Annotated in this window: 26 protein-coding genes and 1 riboswitch; of the genes, 7 read left to right on the forward strand and 19 right to left on the reverse strand. The window is 63.3% G+C overall.

Annotated features, from left to right (window positions below; translation table 11 throughout):
* Positions 1–90: 90 nt before the first annotated feature.
* The 6 genes from CFR76_RS04750 to CFR76_RS04775 all read right to left on the reverse strand — a co-directional run bounded on the left by CFR76_RS04750 (position 91) and on the right by CFR76_RS04775 (position 5,976).
* Positions 91–1,101, reverse strand: coding sequence for a lysylphosphatidylglycerol synthase domain-containing protein (locus CFR76_RS04750; RefSeq protein WP_110556103.1), 1,011 nt, complete (start codon positions 1,099–1,101; stop codon positions 91–93).
* Positions 1,102–1,180: 79 nt separating this feature from the next.
* Positions 1,181–1,666, reverse strand: coding sequence for a 6,7-dimethyl-8-ribityllumazine synthase (ribH, locus tag CFR76_RS04755; protein ID WP_110556104.1), 486 nt, complete (start codon positions 1,664–1,666; stop codon positions 1,181–1,183).
* A gap of 145 nt (positions 1,667–1,811) precedes the next feature.
* A complete protein-coding gene (ribB, locus tag CFR76_RS04760) occupies positions 1,812–3,062 on the reverse strand; it encodes a 3,4-dihydroxy-2-butanone-4-phosphate synthase (RefSeq protein ID WP_110556105.1) in 1,251 nt (416 codons plus the stop codon).
* Entirely contained in the window at positions 3,062–3,679 is a 618-nt protein-coding gene (locus CFR76_RS04765; protein WP_110556106.1) for a riboflavin synthase, read from the reverse strand. The genes ribB and CFR76_RS04765 overlap by 1 nt, the downstream gene beginning before the upstream one ends.
* Positions 3,680–3,681: 2 nt before the next feature.
* Positions 3,682–4,686 carry a bifunctional diaminohydroxyphosphoribosylaminopyrimidine deaminase/5-amino-6-(5-phosphoribosylamino)uracil reductase RibD gene (gene ribD, locus CFR76_RS04770; protein WP_110556107.1) on the reverse strand — a complete coding sequence of 335 codons (1,005 nt, stop codon included), beginning with the start codon at positions 4,684–4,686 and terminating at the stop codon, positions 3,682–3,684.
* Between the two features lie 129 nt (positions 4,687–4,815).
* Positions 4,816–4,978, reverse strand: a riboswitch (FMN riboswitch).
* A 107-nt stretch (positions 4,979–5,085) separates the two neighbouring features.
* Complete coding sequence (locus tag CFR76_RS04775) at positions 5,086–5,976, reverse strand: MIP/aquaporin family protein (RefSeq protein ID WP_110556108.1); 891 nt, start codon at positions 5,974–5,976, stop codon at positions 5,086–5,088.
* A gap of 344 nt (positions 5,977–6,320) precedes the next feature.
* Between CFR76_RS04775 and CFR76_RS04780 the strand changes: the two genes are divergently transcribed.
* Positions 6,321–8,114 carry a hypothetical protein gene (locus CFR76_RS04780; RefSeq protein WP_110556109.1) on the forward strand — a complete coding sequence of 598 codons (1,794 nt, stop codon included), beginning with the start codon at positions 6,321–6,323 and terminating at the stop codon, positions 8,112–8,114.
* On the opposite strand, the gene CFR76_RS04785 is transcribed toward CFR76_RS04780, so the two are convergent.
* On the reverse strand, positions 8,086–8,619 hold the full coding sequence (locus CFR76_RS04785) for a hypothetical protein (protein WP_110556110.1): 534 nt from the start codon (positions 8,617–8,619) through the stop codon (positions 8,086–8,088). The genes CFR76_RS04780 and CFR76_RS04785 overlap by 29 nt on opposite strands.
* Positions 8,620–8,911: 292 nt before the next feature.
* Here CFR76_RS04785 and CFR76_RS04790 point away from each other — a divergent pair, with 292 nt between their 5' ends.
* Positions 8,912–9,139, forward strand: a complete 228-nt coding sequence (locus CFR76_RS04790; protein ID WP_025439919.1) for a DUF3126 family protein — start codon at positions 8,912–8,914, stop codon at positions 9,137–9,139.
* A gap of 54 nt (positions 9,140–9,193) precedes the next feature.
* Here CFR76_RS04790 and CFR76_RS04795 read toward each other — a convergent pair whose 3' ends face one another.
* On the reverse strand, positions 9,194–9,817 hold the full coding sequence (locus CFR76_RS04795) for a DUF2939 domain-containing protein (protein WP_110556111.1): 624 nt from the start codon (positions 9,815–9,817) through the stop codon (positions 9,194–9,196).
* 197 nt (positions 9,818–10,014) lie between these two features.
* Here CFR76_RS04795 and CFR76_RS04800 point away from each other — a divergent pair, with 197 nt between their 5' ends.
* The 4 genes from CFR76_RS04800 to pyk are packed head-to-tail and all read left to right on the forward strand — an operon-like array spanning position 10,015 to position 13,681.
* The gene (locus tag CFR76_RS04800; RefSeq protein WP_110556247.1) at positions 10,015–10,839 is read left to right on the forward strand and encodes a HesA/MoeB/ThiF family protein; all 825 of its coding nucleotides are present in this window, start codon (positions 10,015–10,017) and stop codon (positions 10,837–10,839) included.
* The gene (locus CFR76_RS04805; protein ID WP_110556112.1) at positions 10,836–11,222 is read left to right on the forward strand and encodes a DsrE/DsrF/DrsH-like family protein; all 387 of its coding nucleotides are present in this window, start codon (positions 10,836–10,838) and stop codon (positions 11,220–11,222) included. The genes CFR76_RS04800 and CFR76_RS04805 overlap by 4 nt, the downstream gene beginning before the upstream one ends.
* Before the next feature lie 15 nt (positions 11,223–11,237).
* Positions 11,238–12,212 carry an SH3 domain-containing protein gene (locus tag CFR76_RS04810; protein ID WP_110556113.1) on the forward strand — a complete coding sequence of 325 codons (975 nt, stop codon included), beginning with the start codon at positions 11,238–11,240 and terminating at the stop codon, positions 12,210–12,212.
* Positions 12,213–12,241: 29 nt separating this feature from the next.
* Complete coding sequence (gene pyk / locus CFR76_RS04815) at positions 12,242–13,681, forward strand: pyruvate kinase (protein WP_110556114.1); 1,440 nt, start codon at positions 12,242–12,244, stop codon at positions 13,679–13,681.
* A gap of 177 nt (positions 13,682–13,858) precedes the next feature.
* Here the strand turns inward: pyk and CFR76_RS04820 are convergent, their stop codons facing one another.
* Entirely contained in the window at positions 13,859–14,659 is an 801-nt protein-coding gene (locus CFR76_RS04820; protein WP_110556115.1) for a class I SAM-dependent methyltransferase, read from the reverse strand.
* Between the two features lie 450 nt (positions 14,660–15,109).
* Between CFR76_RS04820 and CFR76_RS04830 the strand changes: the two genes are divergently transcribed.
* On the forward strand, positions 15,110–15,337 hold the full coding sequence (locus CFR76_RS04830; protein WP_110556117.1) for a hypothetical protein: 228 nt from the start codon (positions 15,110–15,112) through the stop codon (positions 15,335–15,337).
* A gap of 64 nt (positions 15,338–15,401) precedes the next feature.
* Here CFR76_RS04830 and CFR76_RS04835 read toward each other — a convergent pair whose 3' ends face one another.
* From CFR76_RS04835 to CFR76_RS04880, 10 genes are all read right to left on the reverse strand, one after another.
* Positions 15,402–17,069 (reverse strand): ArnT family glycosyltransferase, encoded by a 1,668-nt coding sequence (locus CFR76_RS04835; protein ID WP_110556118.1) that lies wholly within the window; start codon positions 17,067–17,069, stop codon positions 15,402–15,404.
* Positions 17,070–17,082: 13 nt separating this feature from the next.
* On the reverse strand, positions 17,083–17,832 hold the full coding sequence (locus tag CFR76_RS04840; RefSeq protein ID WP_110556119.1) for a glycosyltransferase family 2 protein: 750 nt from the start codon (positions 17,830–17,832) through the stop codon (positions 17,083–17,085).
* Positions 17,833–17,853: 21 nt separating this feature from the next.
* On the reverse strand, positions 17,854–18,348 hold the full coding sequence (locus CFR76_RS04845) for a F0F1 ATP synthase subunit B family protein (protein WP_025439893.1): 495 nt from the start codon (positions 18,346–18,348) through the stop codon (positions 17,854–17,856).
* A 30-nt stretch (positions 18,349–18,378) separates the two neighbouring features.
* Positions 18,379–18,993, reverse strand: a complete 615-nt coding sequence (locus CFR76_RS04850) for a F0F1 ATP synthase subunit B family protein (RefSeq protein WP_110556120.1) — start codon at positions 18,991–18,993, stop codon at positions 18,379–18,381.
* Positions 18,994–19,009: 16 nt separating this feature from the next.
* Entirely contained in the window at positions 19,010–19,234 is a 225-nt protein-coding gene (locus CFR76_RS04855) for an ATP synthase subunit C family protein (protein ID WP_003616715.1), read from the reverse strand.
* 62 nt (positions 19,235–19,296) lie between these two features.
* Positions 19,297–20,046 (reverse strand): F0F1 ATP synthase subunit A, encoded by a 750-nt coding sequence (locus tag CFR76_RS04860; protein ID WP_019090713.1) that lies wholly within the window; start codon positions 20,044–20,046, stop codon positions 19,297–19,299.
* Positions 20,047–20,058: 12 nt separating this feature from the next.
* Entirely contained in the window at positions 20,059–20,400 is a 342-nt protein-coding gene (locus CFR76_RS04865) for an AtpZ/AtpI family protein (protein WP_025439891.1), read from the reverse strand.
* Between the two features lie 124 nt (positions 20,401–20,524).
* Positions 20,525–21,310 carry a hypothetical protein gene (locus CFR76_RS04870; RefSeq protein ID WP_110556121.1) on the reverse strand — a complete coding sequence of 262 codons (786 nt, stop codon included), beginning with the start codon at positions 21,308–21,310 and terminating at the stop codon, positions 20,525–20,527.
* Positions 21,311–21,408: 98 nt separating this feature from the next.
* The gene (gene purH, locus CFR76_RS04875; RefSeq protein ID WP_110556122.1) at positions 21,409–22,989 is read right to left on the reverse strand and encodes a bifunctional phosphoribosylaminoimidazolecarboxamide formyltransferase/IMP cyclohydrolase; all 1,581 of its coding nucleotides are present in this window, start codon (positions 22,987–22,989) and stop codon (positions 21,409–21,411) included.
* Between the two features lie 113 nt (positions 22,990–23,102).
* Complete coding sequence (locus tag CFR76_RS04880) at positions 23,103–23,915, reverse strand: aminotransferase class IV (RefSeq protein WP_110556123.1); 813 nt, start codon at positions 23,913–23,915, stop codon at positions 23,103–23,105.
* Positions 23,916–23,987: the final 72 nt, after the last annotated feature.

The following is a 23,987-nucleotide window of genomic DNA, read 5'->3' on the forward strand; positions in this document are numbered from 1 at the left end:
GTCGGTGAAGAGGCCCGGTTTGGCCCATGATGCGGTCCCGATGCAAGGTGGTTCTTTGTCACACGATGTACTGCCGCGCAGCCCCGGACATCATGACTGGCCGGGCAGGTGCATTTCCGGAGCAGTGGTCGGGGCATGGCGGATCCAGCGTATTTCCATCACCTGCCATGCCATGAGCGAGGGCAGGCCCCACGCGATTTCCCGCAGGCGCTTGATGAGCGACAGCGCGATGCCCACCTGCGGCGACAGCCCGAACAGGCCGACGATTATGATATATCCCCCCTCCGACACGCCCAGCGCGCCGGGCACGGCAAAGCCCGCCGACTTTGCCGCCTGCCCCACGCTTTCGATCACAAAACTGTCAGCAAGCGAAAGCGGATGCCCCATGGCGGCAAGGACAAGGAAAACCTCGAACGTGCCAAGCGACCAGCCAAGCAGTTGCAGCCCACCCGCGCGCAGCGAATTTCCATGCGTGCGGTACAGGGCGATGATTTCGCCGTGCAGGCCACGGATGTCGTCCACCCCGTCCCATCCCAGATGGGCGGCGATGCGCACCAGCAGCTTTTCCACAAGGGAAATGGCGCCCAGGTACTGGCTGCCAAGGAACACCGCGCCCAGTGCCACGGCGGCCCCGGCACTTTCCATAAGTTCGTCCGTCACGTGCGAACGGTTGACCAGGCAGAACAGCACCGCAAGCCCGGCCAGCGTGAAGATGACCTGGCTGAGCAGTTCAATGGTCAGGTCACAGATCGTGGCGGCGGCGGCGCGCCGGATGCCGAGGTTTTCACGCCGGGCCATGAGGCGCGTGGTAATGACCTCGCCCCCGACCTGGGCCACGGGCAGCAGGTTGTTGATCCCTTCACGCGCGCAGCGCAGGGCGAAAAAATCGGCAAAGGACAGCCGGGGGAGGCCACACTGGGCCAGCAGGCGCCATGCCTGCGCCGAAACACAGACCTGGCTTGCATGGAAAACGATGATGGCAGGAATGCTCCACCCCCCGGCCGCGATCAGCCGGAGGATGTCATGCAGGCCAAAACGCCCAAGCATCCATATCGTCAGACCGATACCGAATGCCCCGGCAATGAAGGTAAGCTGCCGCATTCGCCATCCCTGTCCACATTCCCTCAAACAGGACCATTAAAAGTCTGTTTTCAGCCATTTAATGGACTGCGGCCCTATCCTAGCAGCCTCTGATTTTCTGAAGCAATGCGATACTTTCAACACAGGCGGCTACGGCCTCGCGGCCCTTGTTGTGCACATCATCGCGCGAACGGACCACCGCCTGTTCGTCGGTGTAGGTGGTCAGTACGCCAAATGCGATCGGCACTTCGGTGTTCAGCGCCGCCTGCTGTAGCCCCACGGCGGCGCCAAGGCTTATGAATTCGAAATGCGCGGTATCGCCCTTGATCACGCAGCCAAGGCAGACCACGCCGTCATAGCGGCCGGTACGCGCCAGCGCCTGCGCCAGTAGCGGCAGTTCGTACGCACCCGGCGCATACATGACATCATCCGCGCGTATGGAAATGCCATGTTCCCCCAGCCACGCCAGCGCGCCATCACGCAGGCCATGGGTCACGTTTTCATTGAAGCGGCTGACCACGATGGCGACGCGCGGCGGGTGGGCGAATTCAAGCGTGGCGGGGGTGGAGGGGATGTTGGTGCTCATATCCGGCGTTTTCCGTTTTTAGGTGCAGAGTGTGTCTAAAAATAACGTATTGATAAAAAACAATAAAAGTTTCTGAATGCCGCCTTTTTTCAGAAAGGCGGCATTCTTCGAGGCTTTTTGGAAAAAGCTTCGCCAAAAACTTTTGTCAGTGGGCGTCCGCTGTCGCGGGTTCGCACAGGGCATGCCCCATCCGGGTGCGCTTGGCTTCCAGATAGGCCCGGTTGAAGGGATTGGGTTCCACCGCAAGGGGAATGCGTTCACGTACGTCAAAGCCATGGCGTTCCAGCGCGCGTACCTTGTCGGGGTTGTTGGTCAGCAGGTCGAGCCGGTTCACCCCCAGCGCGCGCAGGATGGCGGATGCCGCCTGCCAGTCACGCGCATCGGTCTGGAATCCCAGCCGGTGGTTGGCGTCCACCGTATCCAGCCCTTCATCCTGCAGGGCATAGGCGCGGATCTTGTTGGCCAGGCCAATGCCGCGTCCTTCATGCCCGCGCACATAGACCAGCACGCCGGATTCCGCGCGCCCGATCCGTTCCAGCGCGCCCTGAAGCTGCGCGCCGCAGTCGCAGCGCAGCGACCCCAGCGCATCGCCCGTCACGCATTCCGAATGCAGGCGCACCAGTGGCACGGCGCCCGCGCGGTCGGGCTGGCCCTTGACCATCGCGACATGTTCGGTGCCATCGGGCGCACGAAAGGCATGGATCATCATGTCCGGCCCGCCAAAGCGGCTGGGCAGGTGGGCGCGGGCGACCTGCTCGATGGCGGGTTTCGCCTCCGGCGTGGCGTCGATCGGGTTGGCTTCCAGCCATTTCGCCAGTTCGGCGATGGACAGGATCTGCAGCCCGTGGCGTCTGGCGTACGGACGCAGGTCGTCCATGCGGGCCATGGTCCCGTCCTCGTTCATGATCTCGCAGATCACGGCGGCCGGGATCAGCCCCGCCATGCGGGCCAGGTCGACCGAGGCCTCCGTGTGGCCGGGACGTGCGACCGTGCCGCCGGGCACCGCGCGCAGCGGGAAGATATGGCCGGGGGAGACTAGGTCCCCGGGCTTCGCGTCGGGGGCTGCCGCCACCAGCACGGTTTCGGCGCGGTCGGCGGCCGAAATGCCGGTGGTGACGCCCTCACGCGCTTCGATGGACACGGTAAACGCCGTGCCGCGCGGGCAGGTGTTCACCTGTGTCATCATCGGCAGGTTGAGCTGCGCGATGCGTTCGGGCGACATGGGCATGCACACCAGCCCGCGCGCATGGGTGACCATGAAGTTCATGGCGGCGGGCGTCATGAGTTCGGCGGCCATCACCAGGTCGCCTTCGTTCTCGCGGTCCTCGTCATCCACAAGGATGATCATCCCGCCCCGGCGGATGGTGGCAACGGCCTGTGCCAGTGCCGGGGGCATCAACGATACTGACATACGCTCTCCACATATTTTGCGATGACATCGACTTCGATATTCACGGGGTCCCCGGCCTTCAGCGTGCCAAGGGTGGTGTGGTCCCAGGTGTGCGGGATGATCATCAGGGCGATGCGGAATTCATCCGCGCTACAGCCATCTTCCCCCGGCGCGCCGACTTCGTTCAGCGTCAGGCTGATGCCGTCGATCGTGATCGACCCCTTTTCCACCAGGTAACGGCGCAGGCGGGCGGGCACGGCAAAGGTGATGTGCCGGGCCTCGCCTGCCTGTCTCACCGCCGCAAGCCGTCCCGTCCCGTCCACATGCCCCTGCACGATATGGCCCGACAGGCGGGTGGTGGGGGTGACCGCGCGTTCAAGGTTGACGGTATGCCCCGCCGCGATCCGCCCCAGCGCCGTGCGGTCCAGCGTTTCGGAACTGATGAAGAACGTGGCCGTGCCCGCCGCGTCAAACGACGTGACCGTCAGGCACACGCCATTGACGGCAATGCTTTCGCCCAATGCCAGGTCGGGAATGCCGGTGGCCACGGTTATGTCCAGGTCCCGCTCCTGCCGGCGTGCGGCGGTGATGCGGCCCTGATGTTCGATAATGCCGGAAAACATGCTTACTCCTTCACGGCGGCCAGTTCGGGGAACAGGCGCAGCGGCGTCACGTCCCCCTCCCGCACGCGTATGCTGTACTGGTCCGCGCCATCGGGGCGGGCGGTAATGGCCAGCCAGTCGTGCCACAGGCCACGGGCCTCGATTTCGGCCAGCAGCCGGGGGCCGGCTTCCACCATCGCCCATGTCACGCCCGCCATGCCCAGCATGTCGGGCAGGGCGGCGATATCGGTGCACACCTGCACCGCGAAGCCGCGCGCGCGCGCGGCCTGCAGATATGCCGCGTCCACTTCCCCCGTCCGGGTGCAGATGGCCAGGACCCGCGGCGCGCGACCGGGATGGTCGGCCACCCGGCGCACGTTCAGGCCCGGCCTGTCGGCGCGGATGGTGCCGCCTGCGGTAATCACCGCATCCGTCGCACGGCGCAGGCGGTGGGCCAGGTCAAGCGACGCGGCGGCGGTAAAGGTGGTGCGCCCTGCCGGCGGCAGCATGGACCCCGTGGCGTCCAGCGCCTGCTTGACCGTGATCCACGGCTGCCCCGTGCGCATGAAATGGGCGAACGGGGCCAGAAGGCTGCGGCACATGGACTGGATTTCAGCCTGCGGGCCAATAGGGCGGAGGACATGCACGCCGCAGCCATGCTGGCGCAAATGGTCCGCCCCGCCGCCTTCGACATGCGGGTTGGGGTCGCGCACGCCGATCCAGACATCACGCACCGGCGTCGCCAGCAGCGCCTGGGAACACGGGCCGGTTCGCCCGGTATGGTTGCAGGGTTCCAGTGTCACGACCGCCTTACGGGCGCGATCCAGCAGTCCGCGTTCGCGGCACTGGTTTATGGCCTGTATTTCGGCATGGGGGGTGCCCGCGCGATGATGGCCGCCAACGGCCAGGATCGTGCCCGCATCATCCAGCAGGGCGCAGCCCACCGGCGGGTTGGGGGCGGTCGCGCCCACATGGCGCGCGGCTTCATCCACCGCCGCACGGAAGGCGTGCGCGATGGCGGCTGGCATGTCTGGGGCTGGGTGGGGTGTGAAACCCTGTGGCAACGCGTCCAAAACACAGTACTCCATCCATCCGGACGGACCCAGGGCGCGTAAAACCATCTGCCTGCCTTCACGGATGGAAGGCAGGGCCATAGTTTCCGTTCTCTCTCATCCGGACTGTAACCGTCGGTTCCGGAATTGCACCGGATCTGCTTGACCCCGCCCGCATGTCCTGCGGGCGGGCGCTCGCGGACTTATGTGCCCCTTGCAGGGAACAAACACCGCCGGTGGGGAATTTCGCCCCGCCCTGAGAACGCCTGCGAACCGGGCTGGCTGCCCGATTCGCCATTCAGTGGAATGATCTTGGGAATGATTTTAACGAATTGCAAGTGCCACGTTGGTTAACCACTATAATTTATCGTGATTTCAGTCTTTCTCCCCGGCCCGGCGCCCGGGGTGCAGCAGCGGGGGAATGCGGCCATGGTGGCCGAAATTGACCAGCCGTGCCTCCTCCACCTCGATCCGGCCCAGCAGGCGGGAGCGGATCAGCCATATCGCCAGCGCAGCCCCCATGAACGGCCCCAGCGCGTAGATCCAGAACGACTCCCACTGCCCCGCGACCATGGCCGGCCCAAAGCTGCGCGCAAGGTTGGAACTGTTGCCCGAAAGCCATGCGGAAACCGGGTTGCAGACAAGGAAGAACAGCCCGCCCGCCCACGGCGTCACCCATTTCAGCACGGGATGGCCCGCAAGGTAGCACAGCATCAGCACCAGCAGCGCCGTCAGCACCATTTCGGTCACCAGCGGCCATATGATGGCCACCCCCGAGAAGGGCACGGTGGCGGCATAGGCGGATGCCTGCGCCATCCGCCCCCATACGGGCAGCACATGCCCCAGCGCCGCAAGGAGCAGGGCCGCGATCCATGCCCCCGTCATCTGCGCCGCCACGTACCCGCACAGGTCCACCACCCCCAGCCGCCCCGCAAGGCTGAACGCCAGCGAGACGGAGGGACTGACATGCGCCCCGCTGACCCGCCCGAACGGGGTGAACGCCGCCACCGTGCCCGACAGCCCGAAAAACAGCCCGCACAGCGCCGTCTGCACGATCGGGTGGGGGGCAAGCACCCGGCCAATGGCGGTATAGGGTGTGGTCAGGACCGTGACGGACACGATCCCGCAGATCATCAGCGCCACTGTCGCCACCAGTTCGCAGCCATACAGTTTCCAGTGGAAGGGATGATCGGGGTGCGGCGCCCCGGCGAGTGGCCGGTCCTCAATGGGGTGGGAACCGGGCAGCCGGGTGGCGGTCATGACCATTACTCCTTCATTCAGGCATGTGAAGGCCTTGAGTTAAGGGAAGAAATGGTGTGGAATAAACGAAATCATGCGAATATATGCCGTGCATGAGAATAGTTAATGCATAGCAGTTGAACGTTTTTTCTATATAGGGTGTCGAGCCGTTCCTCTATTCCATCCGGCAGGTGGCGGATAAGGAAGGGATCGGTTTTTATCTGCCGTGTCCGTTTGTTACTGTATTCATCATCAGTACATGCAGCGGGTGCGCGCAGGAGGTTTTTATTAACCGCATGTTCAGGGGCAGACGCGCCAGACTGATGGATTACTGTTGGAAAGTGGACCGTTTTTCCTGTCATCCTGACGGAATGCGGCGGCCTGGCCTGCTGCTGGGCGGGCTGGCGGTCATGCTGGGCGGCATGGTCGCCCCCAGTGGCGCGCGCGCGGATGACATGGCGGAAATCCGCGCCCTGCATGCCGAAATGCGGCGGCTGGAAGCCAAGGTCGAACAGCTGGAATCCCGTCATGGCATGACGCATGGCAGCCCGCATGTGCTGGCCGGACGCACGCTGCGCTCTGGCGGCCACCCGTCGGGCGGCGGGGCATCGGGCGGCGGCACGATGGGGCAGATCACGGCCATGCCCGACCTGTCGCGCCTGACCATTGGCGGCCCCACCCTGTCGGATGACGCGCAGGCGCAGGCTGCGGCTGAAAACACCATGACGGAATCCATCGTTCCCTCGCAGCCCAGGCTTGACCTTGATTCCTCCAGCCCGCTGGCCATTACCCAGACGGGCGTGGACAGCCTGCCGCCCATCTTCCGCATTGGCGGGGTGTCGGTGCGGCTGGGGGGCTTCATTGATTTCTCGAATATCTACCGCAGCAAGAACCTGACCAGTGGTCCCGCCACAAGCTGGGGCAGCTTTCCCTATGCCAACAGTCCCAATGCGCATACGGGGGAATACCGTCCCTCCGCGCAGCTGACGCGCCTGAGCGTGCTGCTGCAGGGGTCCCCCACCAAGGACGAGACCCTGTCGGGCTATATCGAAACCGATTTTGGCGGCGCCGCGGGCACGGCCAACAGCTACCAGACCAACAGCTACACGCCGCGCATCCGGCAGGCGTATATGACCTACAGCAACACGAAATGGGGGTTTCATATCCTGGCGGGACAGGCATGGAGCCTGACGACCGGCTATACGCAGGGCCTGCTGTCGCGCCATGAACAGCTGCCGCCGGTGGTCGATAACAACCAGATCCCCGGTATCGTGTTCACCCGCGTGCCACAGATCCGCTTCATCAAGGATTTCGGGCGCAAATGGTGGCTGGGGCTGTCGCTGGAGGCGCCGCAGGTGGCCTATGCCGCCAACGGCGGCAGCCACGCCATGCTGACGGGGGCAAGCGATGATACGATCGCATCATCCGATACGACCCTGCTGTACAGCAACGCTGGCTCCGGCATGCTCAACCCCAACGCCAAATACAGCATGGATGTCGCGCCCGACATCGTGCTGAAGGGCGCGCTGGACACCAAGCCCGCCCATTACGAAATCTATGGCCTTGCCCGCTGGTTCAAGGCCATGGCGCAGGCCCCTAATGGCCCGATCCGCGAACGGGTTTCCTTTGCCGGTGGCGTCGGCGGCGACGTGACGGTGCATGTCATCCCCCGCTACCTGCAGTTTACCGGCAACGTGCTGGCAGGCGAGGGGATCGGCCGCTACGGTCCCGGCATGCTGCCCGACGCCACGTTCAAGGCCAATGGCACGCCCGCGCCGATTCCCGAAATCATCGGCAGCATGGGGCTGATCGGCCATCCGACCCCCAACCTGCTGGTCTATCTGTATGGTGGCGTGGAAAGCGCCGGGCGGCGTACCTATAACGCGGATGGCTACCAGTATGGCTACGGGGTGAATGACCTCGCGCTCAGCAGTTGCAATGTGGAGCAGATCAGTGGCGGCAGCTGTGACGCGCAGACCCATACCCTGGCCGACCTGACGGTGGGCGGCTGGTGGCATGTGCTGCAGGGCGGCTATGGCGCGGTGATGAGCGGCGTGCAGTACACCTACCTGCGCAAGCTGGCCTACAAGGGGGGGGACGGTGCATCCCCCACTACCGGAGGCAACACCATTTACGTCACGTTCCGCTATTTGCCCTTCCAGTAGCCACCGTACTGGCTGACAGCGCGGCAAGGCAGTCATTGACCTGATGGGTCAGGTGAATGTCGTGTTCGGCGCTGATGGCGCGCACGCTGTCATGTGCCCAGCGTGCGGGCATGCCATGGGGCGTGCACACCGCCCCCGCCCCCAGCAGCGGCCCGTTGCCAGGGTCCAGCACCGACAGGACGGCATGCGGATTGCGTGGCAGCGCCTGGCGCAGCGCCGTGCGCAGCTGGCGCGCTGTCGCGTCATCCGTATGGGTGATCAGGTCGGGCACCAGTTCAATCCATCCATCCCACCCCGCCGCCACGGCCCGGCGCAGGCGGGGCCATGCCCGGTGTGTGTCCAGTGTCCTGACCGTGGCTTCCGCGCCATCTTCATGGATCTGGCGGGACAGGGTGCGCGCGTTCAGGTCCATGCCGGTTTCGATCGGAGAGGGGCCTGACTGCGGCAGGCTGGCTGCAAGCGCTGTCAGCCCGATGGGGGGAGCAAGCAGGGCCACAAGCAGCATCAGCCGGGGAAAAGATCGTAGGCGCATGGTCTTTGTTCTCCCTTCTTACTGGTGTTGCGCTATGGTCAGGGAACAGGGGAATCGTGGCGGTGGCGCGGCGATGCCGGGGAAAATCATGGGCATGCGGTTGCAGCGGCGGACACATGTGCCTATAGCCTGCGGCGATGCCCGCACATGTCACGGGGCAGCCGCGCGATCCTGACCGGACCCGCCACGCGCGTTGACCACCGGGCCATATCCGGCCCCGATCCTGTTTCTGGCGGGTCCTGCCATTTTGGAGAACATACGTTTCATGGCTGCCATGTCCTCTTCCGAAATTTCGCGTCTTCAGGTCTGCCTGCGTCGTCTGCTGGGTTCACCGGGGCTGACGGTCAATGCACCGCCCCGTGCCGGCCTGTCCGTTGAACTGGCGGTGAATGGTGAAGTGGTGGGTACCATCCACCGTGACGAGGACGAAGGCGAAGTCTCCTATGCCGTCCACATGACCGTGCTGGAAGAAGACCTGCCCGCCCCGAAGTAATCCATCGACCGGCCACATGGCGGCGGGCGGTTACATCCGCCCGTTACAGCCGCGTCAGGGCTGGGTAAGCGGCTGGGGCACGGGGCCGGCCGAGGCCTCGACCAGTGGTGCGTGCCGGGGGGCAGGCAGGTCTATGTGATGGATCTTCCACTGGAAAGCATGGATGCGCATCTGCAGGCGCAGCGGCGTTTCATTTTCATGCCCCGGCATGATGACGCTGGCCTCGAACACGCCCGGATGGGTGAAATGCATATGCACGTGCCGTATCAGGCCAAGCAGCGTCTGTGGCGTGCCGGGCTGTTCGGGCGGCATAAGGTGGTCCACCAGCACGCCCAGCTTGTCGGGGCGCACTTCCTCGTCGATGGCGTTCGACACGGCCGATGACGCGAAGGACGCGCCGAATTCCGGCAGTTCGTCATCCGCGTGCGGGGGGCCAAGCAGGGCATCGACGGCCTGCGTCTTCAGCCCGTCGCGCACCGATTCCCATTTCAGGCAGGAATTCAGGCTGCCCATGTCATGCGTGCGGATGGCCGATGTGATGGACCACAGCGTGAAAAACGGCGATGCGGCGTAGAGCGAGGTCGCCGCCGCCAGCGTGCCCGCGCACACCCACCGCGCCTGCTGGCGGCGCAGGCTGGGGATGCTGTCGGGAATTTCCATGCGGGAAAGGTAAGACATTGATTTATACTCCCCCCAGATGGTTTCACGGCTCTTCTAGACTATACTGGAAACATATCCGGCATGCATTGGTTTCATGATTGGCTGAAGAAATTATCACGTAATCGTGATTGCATGTCCATCGCTTCCGGCTGCATCACGCAACCGGCGCGGTGTATCCGCCATGGATGTGCGGCAGGCCGGGGCAGGAGGCAGGGATGAATTTTTCCGAGGACGAGATCCAGCGCTACGCGCGCCACATCCTGCTGCCCGAAGTTGGCGGAACGGGGCAGGACGCCTTGAAAAAGGCCAGTGTCCTGATCATTGGCGCGGGCGGGCTGGGGTCGCCCGTCGCCCTCTACCTTGCCGCTGCCGGGGTCGGGCGGATCGGGCTGGTTGATGACGATGTGGTCGAACTGTCCAACCTGCAGCGCCAGGTCGCGCATGTGACCGACCGGATCGGTCAGCCCAAAGTCGAATCGGCGGCCCGCGCCATGCATGCGATCAATCCAGGAACGCGGGTCGATTGTCATAACGTCCGCCTGACCGCCGGCAACGCGCGCGCCCTGGTGCGGGATTATGACCTTGTCTGTGATGGCTGCGACAATTTCGCCACCCGTTACCTGGTGGCCGATGCCTGCGCGCTGGAGGGACGGACCCTGATTTCCGCCGCCGTGCTGCGATTCGAGGGGCAGTTGTCCACCTTCCGCCCCGGTGGCCCGTGCTATCGCTGCCTGTACCCCGAAGCGCCACCGGCAGGCACGGTGCCGTCCTGCGCCGAAGCGGGCGTGTTTGGCGCGGTGACGGGGGTCATGGGCACGTTGCAGGCGACCGAGGCGCTGAAGGAAATCCTCGGTATCGGCGAAAGCCTTGCCGGGCGGCTGCTGGTATGGGACGCGCTGGCCATGCGCTTCCATACCATTACCCTGCCGGCTGATCCCGCCTGCGCGCTATGTGGCGCGCATCCCGCCATCCACGACCTGTCCGCCCACCGGGACGCGGTCCCTGTGGCCTGCGGAGTATCCGAAGGGGCAGTGCCATGATGGGGGACGACGGCGCGCTGGCCATCCTGTTATATGACGGGGCCTATGCCCGCGCGCATTATGCCTTCGTGCTGGCGGCGGGCGCGCTGGCCATAGGCCGTCCCGTCATCCTGTTTGCGACGGGGCGTGGTGTGCACGCGCTGGCGCGTGACTGGAGCGGGCTGCATGATGCGGGTGACGATGCATTGGTGCGCGCGAAAGGGGTTGCGGGCATGGATATGCTGCGCGATGCGGCGGTGGAACTGGATGCGAGACTTATGGCCTGTGAAGCCGCGCTGAAACTGTGCGATCTTCCGGTGGATCGCCTGCTGCCCGGCGTGCAGGTGGCGGGCGTGCCCACTTTTCTTGAAGCCGCCCGGGGGCGGCAGATCATAACCCTGTAAGGACAAGAGAACACGATGGCGCAGTGCGTGCGGCATGAATTCCTTGCGCGACCGGCCCATGCGCCGTCCCGCGCCCCGTCCCGCACCCCAGTGCGGTGGGGGTATCTGGCAGCCTGTACGGCGGTGCTGTTCATGGGTGGGGGGCATATGGGCCGCGCAGCCGCGCAGGCCACGGCGCACCATCACGCCCACCATGCCAAGGCGGCGGCGGGTGCGGCGTCCCAGGGCAAATCCGCCCATGCGGGCAAGGAGAAGAAAGCCCACGCGGCAGGGGCGCATCACCACCACCATGCCGCAGCGGCAGCCGGTGCCGCCGCGGCGGTCGGGGGGACCGCCGCCGTTGCCGGTAGCGCCCCGCCGCCCGCCGCGCATGCGCCTGCGCCGTCGCCGGATGCGCCCGCCACACTGGCCCCGGTGGACAATACGAAGGGCAGCGTGACCGGCCTGCCGCTGCCGCGCTTTGCCGCCTTCCGCGCGGATGAGGTCAACCTGCGCACCGGGCCGGGCCAGCGTTATCCCATCGACTGGGTGTACCACCGCCGTGGCCTGCCGGTGAAGATCGAGCGCGAATTCGATGTCTGGCGCCTGGTGGAGGATTCGGATGGCCAGAAGGGCTGGGTCCATCAGGCAACCCTGGTGGGAACGCGCACGTTTGTCATTCCGGGGCTGCCCTCACAGGGCGATGCCCAGCAGGCGGGGCAGCCGACCGCCAGGGAAACCGACGTGATCGGCCGGGCGGATACCCGTATTGTCGGCCATGTGGCCGATGCGGCTGACGCGGCGGATATCAGGGGGGGTGTCATGCTACGTTCGGATGCCAGCACGACATCGCCCGTCGTGGCCGTGCTGCGTCCCGGCGTGGTGGGCACGCTGCGGCAGTGCCCGGCGGGTACGGCATGGTGCAAGGTATCGGTCAAGCAGTACAGCGGCTGGCTGGAACGCAGCGCCATGTGGGGGCTGTTGCCGCAGGAAGTCATATCCCCCTCCTGACGACTGATACAAACAGGCTGGAGAAGAAGATGCCGGATACACCATACCGGGCCATGCGCCGGACCAAGATTGTCTCGACACTGGGGCCGGCCACGACAGACCACGCGACCATTCGTGCGCTGGCGGTGGCGGGGGTGGATGTGTTCCGGCTCAATTTTTCCCATGGCACCCATGCCGACCATGCCGCCCGCCATGCCGTGATCCGCAATGTGGAGGCTGAGCTGGGGCGCCCCATTGGCGTTCTGGCCGATGTGCAGGGGCCAAAGCTGCGCGTGGGCAATTTTTCCAATGGAAAGGTGCAACTGAGCGCGGGCGCGCGGTTCCGGCTGGATCTTGACCCCACGCCGGGGAACGAGACACGGGTCAGCCTGCCGCATCCCGAAATCATTGCCGCCGCCGCCGTGGGCAGCACCCTTTTGCTTGATGATGGCAGGCTGGCCCTGCGGGTATGTGAACGCGGCGATGACTTCCTTGTCACCGAGGTGGTGCTTGGCGGCCCGCTATCGGATCACAAGGGGGTCAATGTGCCCGATGTGGTCCTGCCCATTCCCGCGCTGACGGACAAGGACCGGGCGGACATGGCCTTCGCGCTGGATCTTGGCATTGAATATGTCGGCCTGTCCTTCGTGCAGCGCCCCGAGGACGTGCGCGAGGCCCGGACGCTGGCGGCTGGCCGGGCATGGATCATGACCAAGCTGGAAAAGCCGCAGGCGATGGACAACCTGCACGAAATCGTCGCCCTGTCGGATGCGGTGATGGTGGCGCGTGGCGACCTGGGGGTGGAACTGCCGCCCGAACGCGTGCCGCTGGCGCAGAAGCGCATCATCCGCGTGGCCCGGCAGCTTGGCCGCCCGGTGGTGGTGGCGACCCAGATGCTGGAAAGCATGGTCCATGCCCCGACGCCAACCCGGGCAGAGGCATCGGACGTGGCGACGGCGGTGTTTGACGGGGCGGACGCCGTCATGCTGTCGGCTGAAACGGCGGTGGGGTCATACCCGCGTGAAGCGGTCGCCATCATGGACCGGATCGTGCGCCGGGTGGAGGAAGACGAGGTCTGGCGCCGCCAGATGGAGACCTCCAGCCCGGAACCGGAACATGACGTGCCCGGCGCCATTGCCGCCGCCGCGCGCCAGATTTCAGCCACCCTTGATGCCGCGGCCGTCGTGGCCTTCACCCTGTCGGGCCGCACCGCGCTGCGCATTGCGCGCGAACGGCCCACCTGCATCATCCTTGGCCTGACCCCGACCGATGACATTGCCCGCAGGCTGGCGGTGGCATGGGGGGTGCAGGCGGTGTCCGTGGGGCAGGAAACGCCGGTCCATAATATCGAAAGCGTGGTGGATCAGGCGCTGGCGGTAACGAAGGGTGATGGCTATGGCGCGGTTGGGGATGCGGTAGTGATCGTCGCTGGCCTGCCGTTCGGGGTGGCGGGCAGCACCAACACGCTGCGGATCGCCACGATTACCTGAGTCGGGATTAAATGAATCCCAATTTTAAGAATAGTTCTGTTCTCATGAAATGTAAATTAAACAAAGAAAAATACTTATGCCCTCAAGAGCCTGGAAGATGCTTTCACATTTTTGGTTGCGAAATGGGTACATCCAGCGCCCTGAGGAACACACGGTCAGAAGAGGAAAGAGTATAATTTATGCGTCAGAACGCTCTTTCGCCCACATACGCAACAGGGGATCTGGCCCTCTGGGGTGACCTTCAGGCAGTGGTATCCATTCTGCATCACGCAGAATAGGCGAGCCATTTCGTATCTTCCGAGCAATTGTACATCCCTGCGATACAGGATAATGAATATTATCCGTTTCATATTTACGTGGGGTGTCAATTGTCAGGACTTCAAAGCGGGGGCTATCGTACAGATGCTTGGCCGTTCTTCCCACACCATCAAAGAACAAGCTATCATGCATTACAACATATCCACCTTCCCGAAGATAAGGTTCAAATGTTGTCAATTCCCAACTTGATTGATCATATGTGTGGATTGAATCAATGAAAAGAATGTCTATCTCAAGACTCTTGATTTCATCCTGTGCTTCTTGTGACGTTTTAGGTATATATTTTATATATTTCTCAATATCCAACCCATTCCAATAATGTTCTAATTTCCAAGGATCTACACAATAAATTCTTGAATCAGCTATGCCATTATATTGGAGAGCATCAGCCAAAAAACAGGTTGATAAACCGTAGTATACTCCAGTCTCAACAATAGTTTTTGGCTTAACGCATTTTATAAAGAAGTTCCACATTTGGAGCAACTCTAGTTCGGTATGACATATGTCAATGCTGCCATCATCACGTCGATACCCTCCTTTTTCAGGGACATATCGAGATTGCATAAAAGCTACAAGATCCGCGAAACTACGAAACTTGCGATTTTTAGAGACATATCGAGATTGTATAAAATCTATAATATCCGTGAAAATATGGAACATGCGATTATTTTCCTAAAATCCCCATAAATAAATTTTATTGTAATCAAAAAAATTACCAAGCGCAAGTCGCCCAAGCGATCCTTGAATTGTTAAACACTGTGGGCAATTACCCCTTTCGGAAGGGGATGATGGCCATAAAAATGATATTTCTGAATATATTTTTTTACTTTATTAAGTAATACCAGATCCGTACACCATCTTTATAATTTCGCCGGCAGATAGCCATATGAAGGGCCAGCAACATTACATCAGTGATCTGTTAGCTCTAGCATCGCCATTCTCTTCGGGGAACGCTTCGAACACGCACCCAGTAATCAGGCCATACAACCATATCCCAAACACGAAATTCCTGGCAGTCCCAGAAATAACCCTCAAGCCAGCACATATCATTGCTCAATTTGCCCAGACCGACATCAACATGATCAATGATTTTGATGGAGACATCGACTGATGCGCCTCTTCATGCTCACGACGACCGCCACGCTGTCCCTCATCTCTATACAGGCATACGCCCAGAGCGCACCCGGTTGGATGTCCGATATTGTCTCCTCTCCGACCGTGGCCTCATGGCTGGGCAAGAAGGCAGACACGTCGGCCGGAACGGCGGACAGCTCCTCCCTGACGAATGCCACGGTCGGCGCGAACAGCGTCAGCGTGGCGGGCAATCCGTCCATTTAGATGTTTAGTCCTCAACAGGCCCTGGAAAAAAGCGATACTCAAAAACTTTCATCATTTTTCTTTCTTACGGCGCGGCCGGGGGAACGACGGCATACAGTCCGATTTCCAGATGTTTACCCGTTGAATAATTCAGTCCCGCTTGCTGCCCCAGTTCATGCACATCCAGGCCGTTTTCCATGATGCGGGCACCAAAAGACGCCAGATCCTGCGTTCCCACCAGGGCCATGCCGCATCTGGGATTCTGCTGCAGGAAGTCCGCCGCGGCCGTGGCGTTGATCAGGCGCGTATCCTGTCCCAGCAGAAAGACAAGGCTTGGTTCCGAATCTGATGTCGAAGCCACGATGGTCCGCGCGCAGGGACGGTGTGCCTCCACCATCGCCGCAAGGCGGGGACTGAGCCAGATGGTCTGCAACCGGGGTATGACGGTCGTAAACAGCCCGACATGGATAATGACGGCCGCAGCCACCGCCGCCATCGCCGCATGCAGCGCATCACGGTTCAGGATCAGCCAGCCCGACAGACCCAGAAGCGGCAGCGCGCCTGCGGGCACCAGCATGGCGGCAGGGGAAACCATGCCTTCCATGCGCCACAGCAGCACCGGCCCCGCAAACGCAAGCACCGACCCGACCGTGAACCAGACCAGCCCGTAGGCTGTAAGCAGGCTGCGCGCCCATATCGCCCGTGGCCATTCCCAGTCCGTGGGAAAGGACACGATCGCCGCCGCCGTCAGGATGGCAATGGCCGGATAGGTTGGCAGCACGTAATGCGGCAGCTTTGTTGCAATGGCCTCGAACACCAGCCAGTGCGGCACGATCCAGCACAGCAGATAACGGACATGCGGCTGAAACCGGCGTTCCCATACGAAAGGCAGGCTCATGGCCGCGAAAACCGACCCCGGCCAGAAGGCAATGGCGAATACCGCCAGATGATAGCCCGGCGGCAGGCCATGCGTTTCCTGCCCGCTGGCGACCTTGCCCAGAAAATTGCGCCCGACCGCCCGTGAAAAGAAATCACCGTGGCTTATGACCCCGATGGCGATGCACCACGGCAGCACGATGGCCAGCATAAGCAGCCAGCCCCATGCCGGTCGCAGCCGTTTCCACCAGTCAATGCGCCGTTCCACCAGTGCCAGCGCAAGGGGCGTGCCAAACCCCGGGATCAGGATGACCGGCCCCTTGAGCATCAGCCCGCAGCCCAGCGCGGTCCAGTACAGCAGGGCGGCGGCAAGCGGGGTGGCGAGGTCTCGCTCGCGGTCCAGATACGCGCGCAGCAGCCCGCATTGCGCCAGCAGCACGAACAGCAGCAGGGTCGTATCAATGGTGGCCATCCGGCCTTCGGCCGTCATCAGCACCGATACCGCCAGCAGCCCTGCCGCCAGCAGGCCGCACATGGGACCGAACAGGGCCGCGCCAATCCACGCGGTCAGCACTGCGGAACCGGTCACTGCCAGAAGGGATGGAATACGATAGGGCCAGGCCGCGTGCGCGTCCTGCATGCCGGTCAGGCGGACCGCAGCGGCTTCAAGCCAGTATATGCCGGCAGGCTGGAGATAGCGGGGCTGATCGAGAAACCGGACATCGACATAATTGCCGCTGTGCAGCATCTGCGCCGTCGCTTCCATATAACGCGGTTCATCACGATCCAGCGGTGGAAGCGACGCACGCCCCGGCAGGAACAGGACAAATACGGACAGCGCCACAAGGATATAGTGACGCACTGTCAGACGCGTCATGGGCACGGTCCCTTCAGCGTTCAGTAACGCGTTTCGGTAGCCTGGCGCGGTTGTTAAGCCACATCACACCCAATATGTCCCGGATGCCGACAATGGCCCGGTTGAGATTGGTATATTTGGAAGACCCATGCAGCCGGTTGCGATGATGGACCGAAACACAGGCCAGCGGCACCCCCCGCCTGCCCATAAGGGCGGGCAGGAAGCGGTGCAGCCCCTCGAACTGGGGCAGGCCAAGGAAATCCTCGCGCCGGAACGCCTTCAGCGACGCACCGGTATCGGGACAGCCGTCATCAAGCAGGCGGCGGCGCAGGGCATTTGCAAAACGCGAAGCCAGCTTGCGCGACAGGGTATCACGGCGCTTGGTGCGCACCCCCACGACCAGGGGGGGACGTCCTTCCGCCGTGCGGCACATTTCCAGCATGGGAATGAAATCAACGGGATTATCCTGCCCGTCACCATCCAGCAGGATCACCCACTCACCCCGGGCGGCTTCAACACCGGTACGCAGGCCGGCGGATTTCCCGTAAACCGTATCATGACCAAGGATACGCAGGTCAGGCAGGATGCCATCGCGCCTAACGGCTTCAAGCTCCGCCACGGTATCATCCGTGCTGCCATCATCAACAAAAATGACTTCAGCCCTGGGCAAACGGCCAAGGACAGCGGAAATTTCCTGACACAGGGGCCGGATGTTCGGTCCCTCGTTCAGTACTGCCGAAATGATGGAGACAATGGGACGAGCATCCGCCCCATTACCTGACATGCCGGTTGTCACCAATGATGATCAGGCAGCGCGCTGGGACAGGGCCGCCGGAAGATCGCCGATGGACTTGTCAATGATCTTGCCATCCGCATCCGCGGGCAGGCTTGCGGCCAGCGTTTCACGCGTGGCCTGAATGGCGATATCAACAGCCGTCTCGCGCACTTCGCGCAGGGCGGAACGTTCTGCCGAAGCAATGCGGTCCTTCGCCATCTGTTCACGCCGTGCGGCGATTTCCTCGGCGTCCTTGCGGGCCTTCAGGGCGATATTGGCAGCTTCACGCAGGGAATGTTCGACCAGTTCCTTGGCTTCGGCCAGTGCCGCTTCGCGGTCACGTGTCGCGTCCTCAAGCATCTGCTCGGCTTCACGGCGCAGGCGCGCTGCTTCATCAAGCTCTGCACGGATACGCTCCGCCCGTCCATCCAGCGCGCTCACCAGGGGTTTCCACAGTGAACGCCCGAACAGGACAAAAAACAGGACAAAGGCAACAGCCGACCAGAAACGGGGATCATGAAACATGATTATGACCTGTCTGTCTTGGGCAGCGGGTCAGAGACCACGGGCCGCCGCAGCAGAACCGACCTTTGCCGTCACGAAATCGGCCGGGGCGGCAATGCCGGATAACTGATGGATCAGCGTTTCCGCCGTCGTTGTCGAAATCTCACGCACGGATGCCAGCGCCTGTCCGCGTGCCTGGGCAATGCGGGTTTCGGCATCCTGGATTTCCGTGGCCAGACGCGCGTTCATTTCCTCGGTCTGCCGGGCGGCGGCAAGACGCGCCTCCTCGACCACCTTGTCCACATTGGCCTGTGCATCAGCCAGCGCCTTGCGGCGGGCTTCATGCAGGTCGGCCACTGCTTCATCAGCGCGGGTCTTGGCCTTGTGCGCAATCCCGAGATCCGTCTCGATCGTCTGGCGACGCAGCGACAGGACCTTTTCCACCTTCGGCAGGGCCGAACGGCTCAGCAGAAGGTAAAGTACCAGGAAAATGCCAGCGCCCCACACCACCTGTCCGATGACATAGGGATTACCGAAATCAAGCTGGGGCATGCCCTCGGCGCGCGCGCCAGGGGCAACCATGGCCATCAGCGGCAGAGCCAGCGCGGACGAGGCCAGAAAAGTCCCCGCCCTTCGGATGTTGTCATACATCACGGCGCGCGCCATGTTCGCCTCCAGCGTATCAGACGAACAGGATCAGGAACGCGATCAGAAGCGCATACAGGGCAACGGCTTCCGTCAGGGCGAAGCCCAGCATGCCGAGACCGAACACGTGCGGACGTGCGGACGGGTTGCGCGCGATGCTGCTGACCAGCGTGGAGAAGATGTTACCCAGGCCAATGCCAACGCCAGCGAGGGCGATAACGGCGATACCGGCACCAATTTCACGGGCTGCTGCGATATCCATGTCTTGTTTTCCTTGTTTCAGACGTTCTGGATTGAAATAGATGGAAGCGGGGTTGGGGCCTGTTAGTGGGCCACCGCCTCCCTCAGATAGATGCAGGTCAGGATCGCAAACACATAGGCCTGCAAGGCACCGACCAGCAATTCGAGTGCCATCAGCGCGATGTTGATGACCACGGGACCAACGGCGATGATGTCACCGAAGAAGCCCAGACCGGCCAGCATGATCGTGAAGGCGGCAAACATGTCGAACATCACGTGACCGGCGACCATGTTGGCAAACAGACGGATCGACAGGCTCACGGGACGCGAAAGAAAGGAAAGGATCTCGATCGGGATCAGCAGCGGGGCCAGGGCCTTGGGGGCGCCGGCGGGCATGAAATGGGCGAAGAACTTTGCCCCCTGCACCTTGAGCGACACGATGATCGAGAGGCAGAACACCATCAGCGCCAGCGCCAGCGTCACGGCGATATGGCTGGTGAAGGCGAAGGAAAAAGGCAGCAGGCCAAGGTAGTTGCCGGCCAGGATGAAGAAGAACAGCGTGAACACGAACGGGAAGAAGGCCCGACCTTCCGGGCCAATCGTGTCAACCGCCATGTTGTGGATGAAGTCGTAGCACATTTCGGCCGCCGACTGCAGCCGGCCCGGCACCACCGCCGCGGGGCGCATGCCCACGTACAGGAATGCCAGAACCACAATGGCGGCAACAATCATCATCATGGGGGACTGGCTGAACCGCAGGGATTCGCCAAGTGCACCCAAAACTGGATGGAGCTCGAACTGACCGAGCGCGTCGATGGATGATCCGGCCGCCAACTTCGTTCTTCCCTATATCCGTCCAGAGCCGTCATCCGGCCCGTCTGCCTCAGTGTTTATGGCATCGGGCCTGACAAGACGCCAGACATTAAGCACACCTGCCACACCACCCAGAAGCGAAAAGACGATCAGGAACCAGGGCTTCGTATGCAGCCAGTGGTCAAGCCCCCAGCCAATCGCAACCCCGACCACAAGCGCCGATACCAGTTCCGTTCCCGACCTGATGACCAGGCCCAGATCGGACAGCGTCCCACCGGTGTCGCGGGCAGCGGGTGCGGGCGGGTTCATGCGCTCGCGGGCTGCTTCCAGTCGCCGGTCGAAGGACTCGTCGGACGGGTCGTTATCCTTATCCACTTCTCGCACCTCCCAAGGGTGCAGGCGCTAGCTAACGATGCTGCAATAACCTGTCAAGCAAGGGGTGGCAAACAAACGTGCCATCCCTGCATCTTTTTTCCCCGTTGCGGGGTCCGGCCTGCCCTTATTCGCCGGAAGAACCACCGGAAGAACCGCCGGGAATGACGTCATAGCCGGCGCTGCCGGGAAACGCGCCGGGCGGCGGGGCGTCGGCGGGTTCGACATGGATGGCCTGGTTGACGTCCGGCCCGATCTCACGCGCGTTGATGGCGGTTCCATGCTCCCCTGTCACGCCGGTGCCGATGGCATGCAGCGTCGCCCCCGGCTTCAGCCACGCGACAAGGCGGGTCGCGTTCTTTTCGCCCACGTACACGACGCTATGGTCACGCATGATCACGCCCTGCACCTTGCCCTGCATGTCATACAGGGGGGCAAGGATGGTCCCGTCCACCGGCACGTCGGGACCGATGCTGGGGGAAGCCACCGGGGCCGTGGCGGATGCGGGCGGGTGCACGTCGGCGATACGGCGCCCGTGCGGGCCGCTGACGGCGTACGCGCGCACGATCGGCTGGCTGATGCCCTTCAGGCCACTGACGCTGACCTGTTCACCCGGCCGGGCGATGGCGGGCAGTTCCTCGCCCAGATCGTGGGAAAAGAAAACCTGCGTCCCGTCCCCCAGCAGCATGCCGGACACCTGCCCCGCCGGGGTCAGGATATACTGCGCAAGCGGCCCCGTGGTGACAGGCAGCGGGGCCATGTCGAACACCGGCGCGACCTGTGCCGTGGCCGGGGCGGCTGGCGCGGGCTGTGCGCCCCCCCTGCTGGCGGCATGGGCACAGCCCGCCGCCAGACTGCCAGCCACAAGCACGCCCGCAAGCAGGCGGCAGGAGGAACGTCGATGAATGTCCATGCGGGTACCCGTCTTTCGTCTGTCTCAACCCCGGCCATCCACCGGGCATGTCATCTCATGCCATACCCGGCGCGCAGGCAAGGGGGCTTGCTGTGGGATCAGTGCCGGAAATGGCGCATACCTGTGAAGACCATCGCGATGCCGGCCTTATCGGCGGCGGCGATCACCTCGTCATCACGGATGGAGCCACCGGGCTGGATCACGGCGGTCGCCCCTGCGGCGATGGCGGCTTCCAGGCCGTCCGCGAAGGGGAAGAACGCATCCGACGCCACGACGCTGCCCTGGGTCAGCGGGTGATCGAGACCGGCTGCCTTCGCGGCATCGGCGCTTTTGGTGGCGGCGATGCGCGCGGAATCAACACGGCTCATCTGTCCCGCGCCAATCCCCACGGTACTCAGGTCCTTGACATAGACGATGGCGTTCGACTTCACGTGCTTGGCCACGCGGAAGGCAAAGATCAGGTCCGCCATTTCCGCCGGAGTCGGCGCGCGTTTCGTCACCACCTTCAGCGCGTCGGGCGTAATACGGCCGTTATCGCGCGTCTGCGCCAGGAAGCCGCCGGCCACCGAACGCACCACCACGCCACCGGCCGCGGGGTCGGGCAGCGCGCCCGTCAGCAGCAGGCGCAGGTTCTTCTTGCGGGCCAGGATCTCACGCGCTTCGGCGGTCGCGTCGGGGGCGACGATCACCTCCGTAAAGATCGTGGCGATGCGTGATGCCGCCTCGGCTTCCAGCGTGCGGTTGAGTGCCACGATCCCGCCAAAGGCCGAAACCGGGTCACAGCGCAGCGCCCTGTCCCACGCTTCGGCCTGCGTCGCCGCCACGGCCACGCCACAGGGGTTGGCGTGCTTGACGATCACCACGGCCGGGGCGTCGAATTCGGCCACGGCCTCGAACGCCGCATCGGTGTCGTTGATGTTGTTGTAGGACAGGGACTTGCCCTGCACCTGCGTTGCCGTGGCCACGCCGGGGCGGGTGGTGCCATCGGTGTAGAAAGCCGCCTTCTGGTGCGGGTTTTCGCCATAGCGCAGGCTTTCACGCTTCTCGCCCGCCACGATCATGCGCGGCGGCAGCACCTCGCCTTCCTGTTTTGCGAACCATGCGGCAATCGCGGCGTCATAGGCGGCGGTGCGGGCATAGGCCGCACCGGCCAGCACCTTGCGCTGCGCCAGCGTGGTGCCACCGTTTTCCAGCGCGGTGATGATTTCGCCATACTGCGCCGGATCGGTCACGATCGCGACATGGGCATGGTTCTTGGCCGCAGCACGGATCAGGGCCGGGCCGCCGATGTCGATGTTCTCGATGCAGTCCTCCGCTCCCGCGCCGGACGCCACCGTGGCCTCGAACGGGTACAGGTTGACGGCCACGAGGTCGATCGGGGCGATCTTGTGTTCTTCCATCTGGCTGACATGCGCGGGCAGGTCGCGCCGGCCAAGGATGCCGCCATGCACCTGCGGCACCAGTGTCTTGACGCGGCCATCAAGGATTTCCGGGAAACCGGTATGTTCCGACACGTCACGCACAGGGATGCCGGCTTCACGCAGGGCGCGGGCGGAACCACCCGTCGAGAGGACCTCCGCGCCATGGGCGACAAGGGCGCGGGCAAGGTCAAGCAGGCCCTTCTTGTCGGAAACGGAAATCAGGGCACGCCGAACCGGCACGGTCTTCGGGGGGGTCATCAGCAGGTGACCTTTCACGCAAGCTGGAAATGGGCCAATCCGGGTGGATTAGTCCAACCGTGTGATGCGGGGCAATAAGCGAAATGCCATAACTGCCCCGTCCGGGGCGGAAATCAGCCCTGACAGGCCGCCCGCAAGGTGGCCAGCAGGTCGGGGCGACGGGGCAATGCAATCCCGTCCCACGCCATGACTTCACGCACGGACAGGCTGTTTAGGGTGAACGCCGCCGTCGCCATGCGCAACTGAGCGGGCGCAATACGGCCTTCCCGCACGATCCCTGCATCCATCACCACCCCGCGCGCCGTTCCGGGCAAGGCGCCATCGCTGACCGGCGGGGTGACAAGCTGCCCGCCAAGGCAGGCGACCAGCGTGCTGGCGCTGGTCTCGGCCACGAAACCCGCGTGGTTGAGCAGCACGGCGTCATCCGCGCCCTGTTCGGCCGCCTCCATCCGCGCCAGGATGGAGGGCAGGTAATTCAGGCTTTTTATCCGCGACAGGATGCTGCCCGCATCGCGCCTGTGGGATGCGGTGACCAGCCGCACCGGGGTCGCGGGCGGCAGGCCGGATGCGGCCGTCAGCAGCACTGTCGGCGTGACCTGCGCGGGCGGCAGCAGGCCGCGCGGCCCCACCCCGCGGGTGCAGGTCAGGCGCAGCGACCCGGTTTCCATCCCGCAGGCGTCCAGCAGGGCGGCAATGCCCGCCATAATGGCCGCCGGGTCGGGCGGCGGCAGCATGATGGCCGCCGCCCCCTGCGCCAGGCGGTTCATGTGGCGGTCGAGATACCGGATCTGCCCGCCCGCCACGCGCATGGTCTCGAACACGCCGTCCCCCAGCAGGAAACCCCGGTCCGCCGTGTCCACATATGCGCCGCCCGCGGGCAGTATCCGGCCATTGAGCCATATGGGCAGGGAAACGGGTGCGGTCATGAGGGATTTCCTTGCGGCCTTGCCAGAACCAGAAACCCAAAAGAGGTTTCTGGTGACGCTTTTTGCAGAAAG

The organism is Komagataeibacter swingsii, from assembly GCF_003207895.1.
In the GTDB taxonomy this organism is placed as follows: domain Bacteria; phylum Pseudomonadota; class Alphaproteobacteria; order Acetobacterales; family Acetobacteraceae; genus Komagataeibacter; species Komagataeibacter swingsii.

Bases quoted from the DNA above. Each gene is read 5' to 3' on its own strand.
- CFR76_RS04750 (WP_110556103.1), bottom strand. From the start codon at position 1,101: ATGCGGCAGCTTACCTTCATTGCCGGGGCATTCGGTATCGGTCTGACG.
- ribH (WP_110556104.1), bottom strand. From the start codon at position 1,666: ATGAGCACCAACATCCCCTCCACCCCCGCCACGCTTGAATTCGCCCAC.
- ribB (WP_110556105.1), bottom strand. From the start codon at position 3,062: ATGCCCCCGGCACTGGCACAGGCCGTTGCCACCATCCGCCGGGGCGGG.
- CFR76_RS04765 (WP_110556106.1), bottom strand. From the start codon at position 3,679: ATGTTTTCCGGCATTATCGAACATCAGGGCCGCATCACCGCCGCACGC.
- ribD (WP_110556107.1), bottom strand. From the start codon at position 4,686: ATGCCAGCCGCCATCGCGCACGCCTTCCGTGCGGCGGTGGATGAAGCC.
- CFR76_RS04775 (WP_110556108.1), bottom strand. From the start codon at position 5,976: ATGGTCATGACCGCCACCCGGCTGCCCGGTTCCCACCCCATTGAGGAC.
- CFR76_RS04780 (WP_110556109.1), top strand. From the start codon at position 6,321: ATGCGGCGGCCTGGCCTGCTGCTGGGCGGGCTGGCGGTCATGCTGGGC.
- CFR76_RS04785 (WP_110556110.1), bottom strand. From the start codon at position 8,619: ATGCTGCTTGTGGCCCTGCTTGCTCCCCCCATCGGGCTGACAGCGCTT.
- CFR76_RS04790 (WP_025439919.1), top strand. From the start codon at position 8,912: ATGGCTGCCATGTCCTCTTCCGAAATTTCGCGTCTTCAGGTCTGCCTG.
- CFR76_RS04795 (WP_110556111.1), bottom strand. From the start codon at position 9,817: ATGTCTTACCTTTCCCGCATGGAAATTCCCGACAGCATCCCCAGCCTG.
- CFR76_RS04800 (WP_110556247.1), top strand. From the start codon at position 10,015: ATGAATTTTTCCGAGGACGAGATCCAGCGCTACGCGCGCCACATCCTG.
- CFR76_RS04805 (WP_110556112.1), top strand. From the start codon at position 10,836: ATGATGGGGGACGACGGCGCGCTGGCCATCCTGTTATATGACGGGGCC.
- CFR76_RS04810 (WP_110556113.1), top strand. From the start codon at position 11,238: ATGGCGCAGTGCGTGCGGCATGAATTCCTTGCGCGACCGGCCCATGCG.
- pyk (WP_110556114.1), top strand. From the start codon at position 12,242: ATGCCGGATACACCATACCGGGCCATGCGCCGGACCAAGATTGTCTCG.
- CFR76_RS04820 (WP_110556115.1), bottom strand. From the start codon at position 14,659: ATGTTCCATATTTTCACGGATATTATAGATTTTATACAATCTCGATAT.
- CFR76_RS04830 (WP_110556117.1), top strand. From the start codon at position 15,110: ATGCGCCTCTTCATGCTCACGACGACCGCCACGCTGTCCCTCATCTCT.
- CFR76_RS04835 (WP_110556118.1), bottom strand. From the start codon at position 17,069: ATGACGCGTCTGACAGTGCGTCACTATATCCTTGTGGCGCTGTCCGTA.
- CFR76_RS04840 (WP_110556119.1), bottom strand. From the start codon at position 17,832: ATGTCAGGTAATGGGGCGGATGCTCGTCCCATTGTCTCCATCATTTCG.
- CFR76_RS04845 (WP_025439893.1), bottom strand. From the start codon at position 18,348: ATGTTTCATGATCCCCGTTTCTGGTCGGCTGTTGCCTTTGTCCTGTTT.
- CFR76_RS04850 (WP_110556120.1), bottom strand. From the start codon at position 18,993: ATGGCGCGCGCCGTGATGTATGACAACATCCGAAGGGCGGGGACTTTT.
- CFR76_RS04855 (WP_003616715.1), bottom strand. From the start codon at position 19,234: ATGGATATCGCAGCAGCCCGTGAAATTGGTGCCGGTATCGCCGTTATC.
- CFR76_RS04870 (WP_110556121.1), bottom strand. From the start codon at position 21,310: ATGGACATTCATCGACGTTCCTCCTGCCGCCTGCTTGCGGGCGTGCTT.
- purH (WP_110556122.1), bottom strand. From the start codon at position 22,989: ATGACCCCCCCGAAGACCGTGCCGGTTCGGCGTGCCCTGATTTCCGTT.
- CFR76_RS04880 (WP_110556123.1), bottom strand. From the start codon at position 23,915: ATGACCGCACCCGTTTCCCTGCCCATATGGCTCAATGGCCGGATACTG.